Source organism: Gilliamella sp. wkB308 (assembly GCF_001690185.1).
GTDB lineage: Bacteria > Pseudomonadota > Gammaproteobacteria > Enterobacterales > Orbaceae > Gilliamella > Gilliamella apicola_I.
The window spans coordinates 126532-140902 of record NZ_LZGN01000038.1 but is presented as its reverse complement, the minus strand read 5'-3'; the positions used below and the strand labels follow the sequence as shown (position 1 = coordinate 140902).

The window sequence follows — 14371 nt, the reverse complement described above, 5'->3', positions numbered from 1 at the left end:
TATGAATAAATTAAGTCATCTTGCTATATTTATTGGACGTAATAAATTTTACCCTCTGTTTTGTGTACTTTGTGTTACGTTAGCCTTTTTATATACTGATCCTTTTACCCATTTGAATTTACGTTATTTTGTCTCTTATGTTGGTGCTTTTTGTGGGCTACTTTGTGTTATTTTACTCGCTAAACGCAAAAATATGGGAAATGTTATCGGAATGCTGGCTGTGGTTGCTGAGTGTTATGCCAATTACTTGGGTAACAATATTGGCGCGGGCTTGCCTACTTTCTACTATTTTGGATCGCATATTGTTGGGTTAATTACTTGGGAAAAAAATCAAGATACACATAAAAATGTTAAAGTACGTTCGTTGAGTGAAAATGCTTTTTTATATACCCTGATTTTTTTGATCGCAGCCGTATTTTTCAACGTCTACTTAACCAACGCTATTGGTGTTGAAAATACCGTTTATCAATTAATTACGAACTGTTTTATCTTCGGATTAGGCGTTGTAGCTCAACTACTATTAATGATGCGTTATTCATTCAATTGGTATTTATGGGTGATATTAAATGTGTTAGTGATTGGGTTAAATATTTATACAAATAATATCGTTATCGCAACACAATACTTAATCTACCTGTTCAATGCCATTTACGGGATTTGTGAATGGAAACAATCTGAATCAAAACAAACGACCTAACATATTGTTTATCATTAGCAGATTGTTTTTAAATGGATAATTTAATAAGCAAAAAATAGAAAATAATAAATTTATTTTCTATTTTTTTGACTAGCAATGAGATAAACCTAAATTGATATTGCAATTTTTAAGTTAGCCTATCAAGATATTGGCATTAACATAAATAAACAGCTATTATTCAATTTCACCTTTCACCAAAGGTACAAATTTTACTTCGCCCATATTTTTCGTTATATAACTATCGCCATTACGCTCAATTAATTGTAAAACCTGATGGTTTACCCCTACTGGTATGACTAGTCGACCTTTATCTGCTAATTGTTTAACAAGATTAATCGGTACTTCAGAAGCGGCTGCAGTAACAATAATACCATCAAAGGGACCACGCTCTGGCCACCCTAACCAACCATTACTATGTCGAGTGGCAATATTGTGAATGTCGAGTTGTTTTAAACGACGTTTAGTATTCCATTGTAAACTTTTGATTCTCTCGATCGAACAGACCTGATCAACTAATTTTGCCAAAATCGCTGTTTGATAACCTGAACCTGTCCCTATTTCAAGAACTTTTGAATCGGGTTCAAGCTTTAACAATTCAGTCATACGGGCAACGATATATGGTTGTGATATAGTCTGTCCACTACCAATGGGCAAAGAACGATCATCATAAGCTTGATGAGAAAGGGCTTCATCAATAAAATGTTCTCGTGGTGTTGAGGCTATCGCGGCTAATACACGTTCATCTTTGATTCCTTGCTGACGCAATAATTGAATTAGAGACTGCATTTTTAAACTTTGCATATTAGTTACTCATTTCCTGTAATCAATTCTCGTATTACACTTGTTGCATAACAACCTGATGTTAAATAGAAGGTAATCTCAATACTGTTATCATTTATCCATTGCCAATTAAGTTGCTGAGGACGCAATAATATCGAACGTCTTGCCGTTTCAAGACGCTCTTTTTTAAATAATTCAGTAAATAGTGACCAGTTGGCTAAACATTTTTGCTCAAATTCAAGAGAGCAAGATTGAGTACCAAGTTGAGAATCCCCTATCATTGGCGCAGTAATATTAACTTCCCCGTTTAACAACCGAGATTGTAACAATGAAAGGTCATTTGATTGCGCAACAAACCAACTTCCTCGTTGGACTAATTGCAAAATATCACCATCTAAAACGGTTTGATTCAGACCTTGTTCGATACGTTTACTGACAACATCATTAAAAATGGCACTACGTGCTGCTGAGAGATAAAAACTTCTTTTTTTACGATCTTTAACGGTAATTTCACCATTAGCCCATTTTAATGCTTGAATTATATTATTATCATCTCGACCAAAGCGCTGTTCGCCAAAATAATTGGGTACGCCATGTTGCTTAATGGAAGCTAATTTTGATTCAAGTTCAATAGTATCACTTAAGTTAGTGAGTTTTATATTAAAATAATTACCTTTTAACGCACCTATTTTTAATTTTTTATTATGCCTTGTAACCTTTAGAATTTGACAGCCTGCCAAATCAAAATCAGTAAAATCAGGTGATTCCTTTCCTGGCATATGTAAACTGAACCATTGCCGAGTCACTGCATGGCGATCTTTAAGCCCTGCATAGCTCACCAATTTTGGCGAAATACCGACATATTTAGCTAACTGTTCAGCAACAAAAATAGTATTACAATCTTTTTTTTCAAGATAAACTAAAACATGTTCACCTTCGCCGGTTAATTCAAAACCAAGATCTTCTGTTACCACAAAGTCTTCATATTGTTGCTTATATTGTCCCGTTGTTTTCGGCTTTCCATATAAAAAATTAAGTTCTGCTAACACGTGTAATGCCTATTATGTAAATGAATCAATTTAACGTTTTTGAGAGAGTAATACTACCGCTTCACATGCAATACCTTCTTTGCGTCCAGTAAAGCCTAGTTGTTCAGTCGTGGTGGCTTTAACACTGATTTGATCAAAATGAACATTGAGATCTTCGGCAATATTAACTCGCATCTGATCAACATGAGGACGCATTTTCGGTTCTTGTGCAATAATAGTGGTATCTAAATTGACCAACTGGTAACCTTTTGCTTGAACAATGCCATAGACCTCTTTAAGTAATATTCGACTATCAATACCTTTATATTTAGGATCAGTATCTGGAAAAAGTTTTCCAATATCACCTAGTGCTAATGCGCCGATTAGCGCATCAGTAATCGCATGTAACACAACATCACCATCAGAGTGTGCAACCAAACCATATTGATAGGGTATTTTTACACCAGCTAAGGTGATGGGTCCTTCCCCTCCAAATTTATGAACATCAAATCCGTGCCCTATTCGCATATATCACCTTTTTGCATTTGGTTAGTTAAATAAAATGAGGCCAGCGCTAAATCTTCTGGATGTGTAATTTTTATATTATCCCGACGGCACTCAACTAATAGAGGATGTCCTCCAGCATATTCAATCGCTGACGCTTCATCAGTAATTGGTACATGATTATTTAAAGCAATTTGTAAACAAGACTTTAACTCACCAACCTTAAATAATTGGGGCGTTGCTGCACCCCACAAATACGTACGATCTTCTGAAGATTCGATAACATTGTCATTGGTCTGGTAAGCTCGTTTGACAGTATCACTGATACGCGTTGCTAAAATAGCACCCTGTTGTGTTTCAACCACGGTGTTTATCAAACGATTTATATCATTATGATCAACACAAGGTCTGGCTGCATCATGCACTAAAGCCCATTGCTCATCATTTAAAACCCGTAGCCCAGCTAAGACTGAATCAGCACGCGTTGAACCACCTTTGACAACATGAATTTGAGGATGAGTTGCAATAGGTAGAGTTGCAAAAAGATGATCTTGAGCATGGATAGCTACGATAATCTTACCTATTCGTGGATGAGATAATAATTTTTGTAATGTATGTTCTAAAATGGTCATTGAACCAATTTTAAGATACTGTTTAGGCGTTTGGCTATTCATTCGGCTACCAATCCCAGCAGCCGGAACGATTGCAATAATATTACTCGTGTTGTTCACATAATGCCTTATTATTGATGAGAATTTGAGTCGATAATTATTCGGTAAAAATATTCGTTAGGCTTAACCATGCCTAAATGGCTACGTGCTCGCTCTTCTATCGCTTCTGAACCACGTTGCAAATCATTAATCTCGGCAAACATCTGTTCATTACGGACTTTAAGTTTATTGTTTTGCTCATGCAAGCTTGCAAGCATTTGCACATTTTCTTGATAGTCATAGACATTATTTTTTCCAAACCATAAAGAGTATTGCAGATAACCAAGTAACACCAGCAATATTAATGCTATTTTCCATTGCCTCATACGTTTAATTTTACCTTTAATCTAGATACATTTTACAGGTTTTGGTAATCCAGCCAATTTCGTTGCTTGTTTTGCTGGCCCTTCTGGGAATAATTTATATAAGTAACGGCTATTGCTTTTTTCTGGTCCAAATTTTTTTTCTAACGCTTTGACTAATGCTCGAATCGCAGGTGACGTTTTATATTCCAAATAGAAATCACGAACAAACAAGATAACATCCCAGTGCGCCTGAGTTAATTCAATCGATTCTTGTAAAGCCAGTTCTGGCACAAGCTCAACAGACCAATCCTGCCAATTTTTTAAATAACCGTTATCATCTGTTTTTATCTGTTCTAACATTTTTCAGCACACTGTTTTATTTTCTGGATATTATACTCAATTCTATGCAATCCAACACTAATTTTGATGGTTAAAGTCACAGTATGAAGCGAATAATGCTTAAAATTGACGAAAATTAAAGCAAACAAGCTTTTTTTCAAAAATAGCTATTTACAAATAAGCCCGACTCCTTTAATATTCACAGCCATTGCGGAAGTGTGGCTGAGCGGTTGAAAGCACCGGTCTTGAAAACCGGCGAGGGGCGACCCTCCCAGAGTTCGAATCTCTGCGCTTCCGCCATCTTCTCCAAAGAATCAACGTTTCATATCCATTCAATTCAGATCTAATTAATTATATTATCCAGCTTCTATTCTGATTTTTTGAAATAATTAATTATTGCGTCAGTTGTAGAATTTTTTCTTAAATTTTTTCGCCAAATAAGAAAAATATCGATTTTTAATTTTAAATCTTGACTCCTAATTAATTTTTTATATGCAACACCTTCCACTTTTGCTTGTGTCATCGACTGAGGTAATAGCATCATTCCTTTACCTAACGATACTTCAAGTAACATAGATAAATTATCTTGTAATTCTGCTCGGCGTACAATTGGAAGTTTGAGCGTTTTAAATACTCGTTCACACTGTTCATAGAAAACAGGGTTTAAATATTGTTTGAACCAAAAGAGTGGTAAATCGGTCACATCATTAAGATCTACTCTTTCTTGCTGACTACATGGATGGCTAGTAGGTAAAACTAAAATCATAGGTTCTTTATAGACTAATTGCGAATTTTCGTTGATATCTCTCATTTGGTAATCAGAAACAAAAGCAAAATCAATATTTTCTTTTTGGAGCTCTAACAACAGCTCTTTTGATGTGTAGTTATGTTTGTAAATTTCAGTCTCTTCGCTAAAATCCGACAAAAATAATCTAAAATAAGGAATAAAGTCAAAACAAAGGGTTTTAGTTGTCCCAAGTACAACCTTTTTTACCTCTTGCGATTTGATCGATTTAGTTATGGAACAAAGGTCATTTAATAATCGTGTTGCTTTTGATTTAAGATCTTCTCCTTCTTTAGTTAAAACCACATTATGGGAATTTCTCAAAAAAAGGGTGACCTTTAATTTTTCTTCTAAATCTCTGATTTGAATTGAAAGCGGTGGTTGGCTTACGCCTAACTTTTCAGCCGCTCCTCTAAAACTACGTTCTTCACAAACTGCTACGAAATACTGCAACTGCTTTATAGTAGGTAATCTTTTACTATAAATATCCACTATGCCTTAAACCTCTATACATTTAAATCCACATAATTTTCAATATGTTCTTTGAAAATTCTTACTCTATTAGGCATGTAATTTCTATCCTTAAATATTAAATAAATAGGTCTAGCGCTGCCAATCCAATCTGGTAATATTTGTATCAATTCCCCCTTTAATATACTTTTTTTGACAAATTGAGATGGGACAAAGCAAATTCCCATTCCTTCTTTTGCTGCCTCAATGATCAGTTCCGTATCATCCATGACTAAACATGGGATTGACCTCACTTCATAATACTCATTTTGGGTTTTATTGGTCAGTGACCAACTTAAGTTATGATTAATATTGATTAAATTTTTATCCAATAAATCAATTGGATGAGCACAACCACCTATTCGTTCTAAATATTCTTTAGAGGTGCACAATATATTTTTGGATAATAAGATTCTTTTAGCTACCCAACTGCTATCGGTTAGATCTCCTACTCGAATAGCAATATCAATATTCATATCAGCCAAATCGACAACTTTATTAGTTGCCATCAAATCTATTTTTATATCCGGGTATTTTTTCATAAAAGAAAAAATACACTTACCAAACCATTGATGTGTCAAGCTTATTGGTGCTGTTATTTTAATTGTGCCCGATAATTTTTTATAATAATCATTTAAATTTTCTGCTGTTTCGACAAACTCCTCTACTAAGTTGGTAAATTTAGCAATATACATTTGTCCCAATGTCGTCAGCGTTATTTTTCTACTGCTTCTGAACATCAAAAGACCACCAATAGCTTCTTCTAACTGAGTTAAGCGCCTACTGATTGTCGGAGATGGTATTGAAAGCTTAGTTGATGCTTTAACGATACTACCTTCTTTAATTACATTAACAAATATGAGTAAGTCATCGATTGATAATTTCATTTTTGGAATTTAATGTTGTTATTTTGATCATAGTACTATAAATGAATTCTAAATAGAATGAAAAATAGTTTATTTATAATTTTTTATTTTAAGAGGAAAAATATTCATGAATATATTTGTTACTGGTACAGAAAGTGGAATTGGTCATCAAGTTGTAAGCATTGCTTTATCACAAGGGCACAAAGTTTTTGCTACTTATCTGTCAGAGAAAAAAATAAACGAGCTTAATTCAGATAATCTATTTACTTACAAACTTGATTTGACAGATCCACTTTTAATTAAGAATGCTATTTTAGAAGCTGAAATACATATGGGAACCATAGATGTTCTAATAAATGTCGCTGGAGTATCATATTTTAACGATCCTTTGACAACAACAGATACAGAATGGGTAAATACACTTAACGTCAATGTAAGTGGATATTTTTTCTTAACCCGTGGAATACTTCCGTTTTTGAAAAAAAGTCAAAACCCTCACATAATTAATATTTCATCGATATGGGGATTAAAAGGAAGTAAAGATATGTATTCTTATTCAGTGTCTAAACATGCAGTACAAGGTCTTAGTGAAGGATTAAAAGAATATTGTAAGCCTATAGGTATTAAAGTTTCCAATCTTGTTTTGGATAAAGTTGACACTGATTTTAGAGAACATATGGAAAAATATATAAGTTTTACCGATGAACAAAAATCTCGCATGCTTAAACCAAGTAATGTTGCTGAAATAATCATGTTTTTAATTAATACACCGAAAGAGTTATTAGTGTCATCAATAACGTTAGATGCTTTTTTATGGAAATGAGGAAGATTAAATGAAAAACAATAAATTAGCATTTTTACTTGTCACTTTATCTGCCTTTTTTTGGGGTTCTAATTTTAATGCGGGCTCGATTGTTGTAGCATCTGTCACCCCGCTTACAGCCGCATCTGAACGTTTTATTATCGCCGCTATTGCCATTTTTATTTTTATGCTTATTAAAGATAAAAATAATTTCATTGCATTTAAATCAAATTGGAAACCGTATACCCTTCTTGGCTTATGTGGTATCACCGGATTCAATTTGGCTTTCTTTATAGGATTACAAACTACATCTCCGATTAATGGTGCACTTATCATGGCAACGTCACCTATAACAACAACGTTAATTGCGTCAATTGTTGATAAATATCGAGTGTTATGGTCACAAGTAATTGGCATGTTAATAAGTTTAGTTGGTGTGATTTTTGTTATCAGTAATGGCGATATCAATAATATTATCAAGTTGCATTTTAGCCATGGTGATTTAATCATTTTATTGGGTAATTTAGCCTGGGCAATCTATACTGTCGGATGTCGTAAATTTATCAGCAACTCAACACCACTACAAACCACAACTTTTACCATGTTAATAGGTACAGTAGGCATTGTTCTATTTACGGTATTTCAAGGTAATTTAGTGAATGAAATCATTAATATTTCATTGGGTCATCACTTAATACTTATTTATATGGGAATAATTGGTTCAGTACTTGCTTATTTATTCTGGAACGTCGGTATAAAAACGCTTGGCGCGGCAAAAACGTCTATATTTTTCAATTTAGTCCCCGTTTTTACTTTGTTATTAGCTTTTATAAACGGCTTGATACCCACTGCTTTACAGTTAATCGGTGCTATCATGGTGATTGGTGGCGTTATAGGCGCAACAGGTGCTTATAAAACTGTTATGAAGAAGGAATAATCAAAACGATTTAATTAATATATTCACAAACTGATTTAATAGTGTGGCAACTGACCACATTATTAAACAAACATCTCTATTAGCGAGTTTTGTCATGGCAATTCACAGTATCACAATATAATAATATGGCGATAGCAGATTAATCATAATAAAACTCAATACCCATCTTTTATATCAGACAAATAGAATTTATTTATTCAAATCTTTCTGTCAATATCAAAAAACACTTTCTTGAATGATTTGTTTATAGCACTCTCTCTTTCTTTCTAAATTTTTAATCATCACCACGAAATCATATTAAGAAAAACATTTAATTGATAATTAAATCATAAAGTTAAAGTTTAATAATTTCAATCAAATTAAATCGATTTAAAACAGAAAATATTCTCTTTGATATCAATTTCATATCACAAAATAAGTATTTTTGTATTTTGTTATTTCCGTTTAGTCTTTCAATAGTTGTACAACTAATGATCACTTTTATATATCAAAAAGAGGAAATAAAAAATGCCATCACAATATTTATTAATAAACCGATATCCTGTAAAAAAAGAAAAAGGACAGGAAATTGAAACATTCGCTTTAAACAAATCCAAAGATCTTATCAACAAACATAGTTTTTATATTTCTGATGATAAAGAAGAATTGATTGAATTTATCGCGTTAGGCTCGTTAAATGAATTAGCAGATTACGAAAAAAGTTTTGCACAGGCTTTTACCGAATATGCTAACTATCTGTGCGGCGATATTAAGCGTGAATTACTTTTTTATGTAGAAAGTCCTATCCGTTCCGTTACTGTCATTCCGCAAACAAATTTTGTTCAACTTCGTCATGTCGAAGTATTACCTACTGCCTATAACGCTTATTTAAAATGGCGCAACGAAACTATTTTCAACGTTGTCAAAAGTAACATTAACAAAATTACTTCTTTTGATGCTTACCATTCACTCATTAGCCAAATTCCTGGCGTAATGTTTATCTCATGCTTTAACGGAGCTATTGAAGATTACATGAAACCATTTACAGATGAGCATTACAAAACGATTGTTGCACAAGCAGGAGACAGCTACATCACGGGTGGTAAAGAAGGACTTTATACAAAAATCTATAGAAAATTAGGTAACTAATAGATTTCCAGTATTAATTATAAGGAGAATCATTTTGAATAAATTAGTTGTTGTTGGCGACAAATTCAATGAATTTGCAAAACTTGATGGGACAATTACGTTAAGCCAACTAGCCATAATGGCGCAAATGCCTGCAAAAGTTTTTAACATTAAAAATCATTTATTTCCTGGATTGGGGTGTAAAAATGATGAAGTAAGTAAATTTAGCATTAGCAACAATAGCCCTGAACATTTGGATTTGAGTTCATTATTTTCATTTTATGGTAATAATTTTGCGCCAAATATTTATACTCATCAACACAACACTTATAACGTGCTAATCGGTCAAGCAAAAAAATTGGATCAGTCTAATTTTGAATTACCTTTTATTCTTGATGAAAGAAATATGCTTATGGGTGATCACCAAACGGGTAGTCATGTACAGGGTATGATTATTACTGAAGCATTCAGACAAACTTTTATTGCAATAACAGAAGAATTTTTTCTCGCAAAAGAAAATAAAAAAGACACCTATTTTGTCATCAATGAAATGAATGTCAATTTTGAAAACTTTTTATTTCCTTTACCAGCCATCATTCATTTTGAACTTCTCGACATAGACCAAAATAATTATCGGTCTAAGTTGAAAGCAAAAATAACGATCAAACAAGCAGAAAAAATTTGTGCCACGATGTTGACCAGTTACGTGGTTTATCCGGCGAAAGAACTTTTAGAAAAAGAATCAAAGTTAGCTAAAGATGCAGTAGCTTTATATTTGACTGAATATAAAAGTTTTATGGCATAAAAAAAAGGAAATCGTTATGTCAAAATTCCAATTAATTCCTACAACACAAGGCCCCTTATATCCACCTTCTGAAGTGGTTGATAAGCATGGTAATTTTGTCGTTGTAGGGAATTTAATCAAGGAGAATAATGCCATCTCGTGGGGGATGGCGTTAGTTTCCCCAAAAAGCCAATTACCCAAATTTGGTGAAACATGTGCTTATACAATTATTGAAGAATTAGATATTAAAAATGAGAAAAGACTCGCAGAAATAGAGCTTTTTACATTACCACTTCCGCTACCTTTAAATAATTATCCAATGGTCTTTGCACCAGAACAATGCCCTAATGCTTCACAAATCCAACGCCCTAGTCTTCCATTAAGTAATGGTTATATCTATGACTATCGGGAAAATGACGGACTTCGAAAACTCAATAAAATTGTACTGAGTGATTGGTTAAAAGCGCAAGGAACACTTGATATAACAATTGATGGTTCAGTTGCTCGATTTGATTTTTGTTTTAAAAACTTAATACCAAATAGTCTTTACACCGTAATGAGCTTAAGAGAAAAAGATCTTAATCCGCAAGAATTAACCCGCCCGGGACCTTTAGGAATTCCAAATGTTTTTGTGACTGATAGTAACGGTTTTGCTAACTATTATGCCATTTTAAACAATCCTTTTCCAAAACATGAAAAAGACAGTAATCGAATTATCAACGTCATTGTCCTGTTCATGAGTTCACAACAGTCTTATGGCGGTGCAATTGGATATTTTGGATTAGGAGGCGATGTCCATGCCCAACTCAAATTGAGTCAAATAGATTTATTTGACCGTTTAATTACAACCCCAATTAAGGAGAAATAATATGCCACATATCAATATTATCTGCTGGCCTATATCTGATGATGAAAAAGCTAAGAAATTACTCGAAGAAATAACTGTTGCGACTCATAAAATTTTAGGTTGCCCAATCGATAAAATCTCGATTAGCCTTCAAGAAGTTTCCCCTTCCCGCTGGTCAGATGCAGGCGTGATAGGAACCGATCCTAACTTTCTAACCAAAAGTAGGGCTTATATAAGTAAGGATTCTGAGCATGATGCAAACAAGAAGTAATACAAATCAAGCTATAGCTGCATTTTTTGATGTAGATGAAACACTTATAACGATCAAAAGTATGTTTAATTTTTTTGAATATTTGTCTGAAGTAAAAAAACTTCATGATCTCAAAGTTCAATTTGATGACGCATTCAAACAAGCAAGAGCTAACAATCGACCAAGAGAAGAACTCAATTCCATGTACTACCGATTACTTTCGGGTATGAGCATGGATGAACTAATTTCAATCGGTAAGATTTGGTTTGAGCAAAATGTTATCAACAAGAATGCCTTTATTAGCAAAACGGTTGATCGTTTACATCAACATCAAGCTAAAGGGGAACGAACCGTATTTGTTTCTGGGTCAATGCTACCGCTTTTAAAACCGATTGCTGAATATTTAAAAGTCGATGACATTTTATGTGTTAATCCGGTTGTTGACCAACAGCAAATTTTAACGGGTGAAATTACAGGGATACAAACTATTGGAGCAGGTAAAGCCACCGCAATCGAAAAATTTGCCTTAGAAGAAGGAATCGATTTAAGCAGTAGCTACGGGTATGGAGACGATATTTCAGATTTGAATATGTTGTCTTGTGTCGGTCATTCTGTTTACGTCGGCGATCATCCTACGATGTTACAACTTGCCAAACAAAATAACTGGCAAGTTTTATGATTCAAAAAATGCAATGTTAAAGATGATTAACATTTAGATTGGAGAAATTTTAATATGGAAGAAATTGTAATTGTAGCGGCAAAAAGAACCGCTATTGGAGCATTTCTTGGTAGTTTTGCTGACATACCAGCAACAGAATTAGGCGCAATGCTCATTAAAAATATGCTAAAAGAATCGAATATTCCTGCAAACGAAATCGATCAAGTCATTATGGGACAAGTTTTAACCGCTGGTTGTGGACAAAATCCAGCAAGACAAACGGCGATCAAAGCAGGTTTATCCGAAAAAGTGACGGGATTAACGGTGAATAAAGTCTGCGGTTCGGGTTTGGTGGCTATCAATTTAGCTGTTCAAGCAATAAGAAATGGCGATGCGCAAATGATCATCGCAGGAGGACAAGAAAGCATGTCAACCGCAGCGCATGCTGTTAAAGGAATTCGTAAAGGTAACCGTTTAGGGAATTCGGCATTAATTGACACTCTCGTTTATGATGGATTAACCGATGCCTTTAATCATTATCACATGGGAGTAACAGCTGAAAATGTTGCCGAAAGTCATCATATTACTCGTGAAGAACAAGATATTTTTGCACTGTCCTCACATCAGAAAGCCTTAAATGCAATACGGAATAATTGTTTTGCCAATGAAATTACGCCAATAACTTTAGCCACAAAAAAAGGTGAAGTCGTGATTGATAAAGATGAAGGACCTAGAGAAACAACGCTGGAGAAATTATCAACACTAAAACCTGTTTTCAAAAAGGAAGGGGTTGTCACTGCTGGTAACGCATCATCCCTTAATGATGGTGCAGCAGCGGTAATAGTATGCAGTAAACAAAAAGCAAAATCTTTAGGATTAACACCATTGGTCACGATATCTGCTTTTGCTAATAGTGGTATCAATCCTTCTGTTATGGGGCTGGGTCCAATTAGTGCCATCGAAGCTTGTTTGAAAAAAACAGGCATGTCTATTGATGATGTCGATCTGTTTGAATGTAATGAAGCATTTGCTTCACAATCTTTAGCGGTTCAAAAAGTATTAGCGTTACCTAACGATAAACTTAATGTTAATGGCGGTGCAATTGCATTAGGACATCCCATTGGTGCATCGGGTTGTCGTGTCTTAGTTACACTTATACATCAACTAATATCACAGAAACTCAATGTCGGTATTGCTGCATTATGTGTCGGTGGAGGTGAAGGGGTAGCAATGAGTATTCATCGAAATTAAAGAGGAATTAGATTATGGAATCAGGCATGAAATCAATACAGAAACATGAACAATCAACTACAAGTATTCTTGTTTCTGCCGTACTTATTGTGCTTTTGGTCGGTTCAGTTTATATCAGCCAACTCATTTTTCAGGAAATTTCAAAAAGTTTTAATATTGATATTTTAGATGCAAGAAGTATATTTAGCTTATCTTGTTTTTTCTATGCTATTTCCTTTTTTATTTATGGGCCGTTATCAGATAAAGTATCAACAAGATTGTTAGTGGTATTTGGGAGTATTGGGACCATTATTTGTCTTGGTTTATCTGGTATCATCGAATCATTCAGTCTCTATTTAATCATTATGTCATTAATTGGTTTTTTTGCAGCATCAGTTCCGGCTGCGTTGTTTGCCTATACGGCTAAAAATACACCAAATGAAAAATTGCCTAAAGCTATGGGAGTAATGATTTCCGCCTCTATTGTCGGTATTATTTTTAGCCGTAGTGTAGTGGCAATGATGACTGATTATTGGTCTTGGCAGATTGCCTTCTTTATTTATGCATCGTTAATTGTTTTTGCTTGTCTTTTTATTCCAATGGGTATAAAAAACACGAACAACAATACTTCTAACATGAGTATCGCAAGTACTTATCTGACCGCTGCTAAATTATTGTTAAATCAAACGGTACTTATTTTTCTGTTTGTTGGTTTTCTTCTGTTTTTTGTTTACCTTGGATTATCATCATTATTAACCTTCTATTTAAAAGGCTCGCCTTTTTATCTCTCATCAACAGTATTAGGATGGTTAAACTTTGCTGGAATTAGCGCCGTCATTGGTACTATCATCACAGGCAAATTATCTCAATTTATGACTAAAGATAAATTGTTAATTATTTGCCTTGTATTTGTCAGCATTTCAGTCATCACTATCGGATTTAGTAGCAATTTATTTTTTATCGCCTTAGGTATTTTTTGTTTATTTCTTTTTGTATTCGGACTTCAACCTATAGTGATTTCAATACTTAATCAAATTGTACCGATTAATTCAAGAGGTGCTATTTCTTCTTTATATCTTTTATCTTGTCTGGCTGGAGGAAGTATTGGTACTTATCTATTAGGTATTGTTTATGAAAACTTTAATTGGAATGGGGTAATGATTACCTGTATTAGTCTGACGATCATCAATATAGCGATAGCACTATTCGGTCTCAAATTAACAAAATTTTAAG

The 14371-nt window shown here is 33.9% G+C and carries 18 protein-coding genes and 1 tRNA gene; 11 read left to right on the top strand and 8 right to left on the bottom strand.

The window, feature by feature from the left end:
- The first annotated feature begins 1 nt into the window (after position 1).
- The gene (pnuC, locus tag A9G10_RS08600; protein WP_065559137.1) at positions 2-697 is read left to right on the top strand and encodes a nicotinamide riboside transporter PnuC; all 696 of its coding nucleotides are present in this window, start codon (positions 2-4) and stop codon (positions 695-697) included.
- A gap of 174 nt (positions 698-871) precedes the next feature.
- Here the strand turns inward: pnuC and A9G10_RS08595 are convergent, their stop codons facing one another.
- The 6 genes from A9G10_RS08595 to A9G10_RS08570 are packed head-to-tail and all read right to left on the bottom strand — an operon-like array spanning position 872 to position 4384.
- Entirely contained in the window at positions 872-1498 is a 627-nt protein-coding gene (locus A9G10_RS08595) for a protein-L-isoaspartate(D-aspartate) O-methyltransferase (protein ID WP_065559136.1), read from the bottom strand.
- A gap of 5 nt (positions 1499-1503) precedes the next feature.
- A complete protein-coding gene (gene truD / locus A9G10_RS08590) occupies positions 1504-2526 on the bottom strand; it encodes a tRNA pseudouridine(13) synthase TruD (protein ID WP_065559135.1) in 1023 nt (340 codons plus the stop codon).
- Positions 2527-2556: 30 nt separating this feature from the next.
- Entirely contained in the window at positions 2557-3033 is a 477-nt protein-coding gene (gene ispF / locus A9G10_RS08585) for a 2-C-methyl-D-erythritol 2,4-cyclodiphosphate synthase (protein ID WP_065559134.1), read from the bottom strand.
- Positions 3024-3740 (bottom strand): 2-C-methyl-D-erythritol 4-phosphate cytidylyltransferase, encoded by a 717-nt coding sequence (ispD, locus tag A9G10_RS08580; protein ID WP_081299164.1) that lies wholly within the window; start codon positions 3738-3740, stop codon positions 3024-3026. Before ispD ends, ispF begins: the two co-directional genes overlap by 10 nt.
- Before the next feature lie 11 nt (positions 3741-3751).
- The gene (ftsB, locus tag A9G10_RS08575) at positions 3752-4045 is read right to left on the bottom strand and encodes a cell division protein FtsB (protein ID WP_065559133.1); all 294 of its coding nucleotides are present in this window, start codon (positions 4043-4045) and stop codon (positions 3752-3754) included.
- 21 nt (positions 4046-4066) lie between these two features.
- On the bottom strand, positions 4067-4384 hold the full coding sequence (locus tag A9G10_RS08570) for a TusE/DsrC/DsvC family sulfur relay protein (protein ID WP_065559132.1): 318 nt from the start codon (positions 4382-4384) through the stop codon (positions 4067-4069).
- A 191-nt stretch (positions 4385-4575) separates the two neighbouring features.
- Here A9G10_RS08570 and A9G10_RS08565 point away from each other — a divergent pair.
- Positions 4576-4663 (top strand) — tRNA-Ser (locus A9G10_RS08565).
- A gap of 67 nt (positions 4664-4730) precedes the next feature.
- Here the strand turns inward: A9G10_RS08565 and A9G10_RS08560 are convergent.
- The gene (locus tag A9G10_RS08560) at positions 4731-5639 is read right to left on the bottom strand and encodes a LysR family transcriptional regulator (RefSeq protein WP_065559131.1); all 909 of its coding nucleotides are present in this window, start codon (positions 5637-5639) and stop codon (positions 4731-4733) included.
- Between the two features lie 14 nt (positions 5640-5653).
- Positions 5654-6544: a LysR family transcriptional regulator gene (locus tag A9G10_RS08555; RefSeq protein ID WP_065559130.1), complete on the bottom strand. Its 891-nt coding sequence runs from the start codon at positions 6542-6544 to the stop codon at positions 5654-5656.
- Between the two features lie 106 nt (positions 6545-6650).
- Here A9G10_RS08555 and A9G10_RS08550 point away from each other — a divergent pair, with 106 nt between their 5' ends.
- The 9 genes from A9G10_RS08550 (at position 6651) to A9G10_RS08510 (ending at position 14370) form a co-directional block, all read left to right on the top strand.
- Positions 6651-7346 carry an SDR family oxidoreductase gene (locus A9G10_RS08550; protein WP_065559129.1) on the top strand — a complete coding sequence of 232 codons (696 nt, stop codon included), beginning with the start codon at positions 6651-6653 and terminating at the stop codon, positions 7344-7346.
- 10 nt (positions 7347-7356) lie between these two features.
- Positions 7357-8262, top strand: a complete 906-nt coding sequence (locus A9G10_RS08545; protein ID WP_065559128.1) for a DMT family transporter — start codon at positions 7357-7359, stop codon at positions 8260-8262.
- A gap of 507 nt (positions 8263-8769) precedes the next feature.
- Positions 8770-9390 carry a hypothetical protein gene (locus A9G10_RS08540; RefSeq protein ID WP_065559127.1) on the top strand — a complete coding sequence of 207 codons (621 nt, stop codon included), beginning with the start codon at positions 8770-8772 and terminating at the stop codon, positions 9388-9390.
- Positions 9391-9424: 34 nt separating this feature from the next.
- Positions 9425-10174 carry an AfsA-related hotdog domain-containing protein gene (locus A9G10_RS08535; protein WP_081299163.1) on the top strand — a complete coding sequence of 250 codons (750 nt, stop codon included), beginning with the start codon at positions 9425-9427 and terminating at the stop codon, positions 10172-10174.
- A gap of 16 nt (positions 10175-10190) precedes the next feature.
- Positions 10191-11021 carry a hypothetical protein gene (locus tag A9G10_RS08530; RefSeq protein WP_065559125.1) on the top strand — a complete coding sequence of 277 codons (831 nt, stop codon included), beginning with the start codon at positions 10191-10193 and terminating at the stop codon, positions 11019-11021.
- Position 11022: 1 nt separating this feature from the next.
- Positions 11023-11271 carry a tautomerase family protein gene (locus A9G10_RS08525; protein WP_065559124.1) on the top strand — a complete coding sequence of 83 codons (249 nt, stop codon included), beginning with the start codon at positions 11023-11025 and terminating at the stop codon, positions 11269-11271.
- A complete protein-coding gene (locus A9G10_RS08520) occupies positions 11252-11929 on the top strand; it encodes an HAD family hydrolase (protein ID WP_081299162.1) in 678 nt (225 codons plus the stop codon). The genes A9G10_RS08525 and A9G10_RS08520 overlap by 20 nt, the downstream gene beginning before the upstream one ends.
- A 54-nt stretch (positions 11930-11983) precedes the next feature.
- The gene (locus tag A9G10_RS08515; protein ID WP_065559123.1) at positions 11984-13159 is read left to right on the top strand and encodes an acetyl-CoA C-acetyltransferase; all 1176 of its coding nucleotides are present in this window, start codon (positions 11984-11986) and stop codon (positions 13157-13159) included.
- Between the two features lie 26 nt (positions 13160-13185).
- Positions 13186-14370 carry an MFS transporter gene (locus A9G10_RS08510; protein WP_179855827.1) on the top strand — a complete coding sequence of 395 codons (1185 nt, stop codon included), beginning with the start codon at positions 13186-13188 and terminating at the stop codon, positions 14368-14370.
- Position 14371 lies beyond the last annotated feature (1 nt).

Coding starts and splice junctions, on each gene's coding strand:
- pnuC (WP_065559137.1), top strand. CDS start 2: ATGAATAAATTAAGTCATCTTGCTATATTTATTGGACGTAATAAATTT.
- ftsB (WP_065559133.1), bottom strand. CDS start 4,045: ATGAGGCAATGGAAAATAGCATTAATATTGCTGGTGTTACTTGGTTAT.
- A9G10_RS08570 (WP_065559132.1), bottom strand. CDS start 4,384: ATGTTAGAACAGATAAAAACAGATGATAACGGTTATTTAAAAAATTGG.
- A9G10_RS08515 (WP_065559123.1), top strand. CDS start 11,984: ATGGAAGAAATTGTAATTGTAGCGGCAAAAAGAACCGCTATTGGAGCA.
- A9G10_RS08555 (WP_065559130.1), bottom strand. CDS start 6,544: ATGAAATTATCAATCGATGACTTACTCATATTTGTTAATGTAATTAAA.
- A9G10_RS08545 (WP_065559128.1), top strand. CDS start 7,357: ATGAAAAACAATAAATTAGCATTTTTACTTGTCACTTTATCTGCCTTT.
- A9G10_RS08520 (WP_081299162.1), top strand. CDS start 11,252: ATGATGCAAACAAGAAGTAATACAAATCAAGCTATAGCTGCATTTTTT.
- A9G10_RS08550 (WP_065559129.1), top strand. CDS start 6,651: ATGAATATATTTGTTACTGGTACAGAAAGTGGAATTGGTCATCAAGTT.
- A9G10_RS08540 (WP_065559127.1), top strand. CDS start 8,770: ATGCCATCACAATATTTATTAATAAACCGATATCCTGTAAAAAAAGAA.
- A9G10_RS08530 (WP_065559125.1), top strand. CDS start 10,191: ATGTCAAAATTCCAATTAATTCCTACAACACAAGGCCCCTTATATCCA.
- A9G10_RS08595 (WP_065559136.1), bottom strand. CDS start 1,498: ATGCAAAGTTTAAAAATGCAGTCTCTAATTCAATTATTGCGTCAGCAA.
- A9G10_RS08510 (WP_179855827.1), top strand. CDS start 13,186: ATGAAATCAATACAGAAACATGAACAATCAACTACAAGTATTCTTGTT.
- A9G10_RS08525 (WP_065559124.1), top strand. CDS start 11,023: ATGCCACATATCAATATTATCTGCTGGCCTATATCTGATGATGAAAAA.
- ispF (WP_065559134.1), bottom strand. CDS start 3,033: ATGCGAATAGGGCACGGATTTGATGTTCATAAATTTGGAGGGGAAGGA.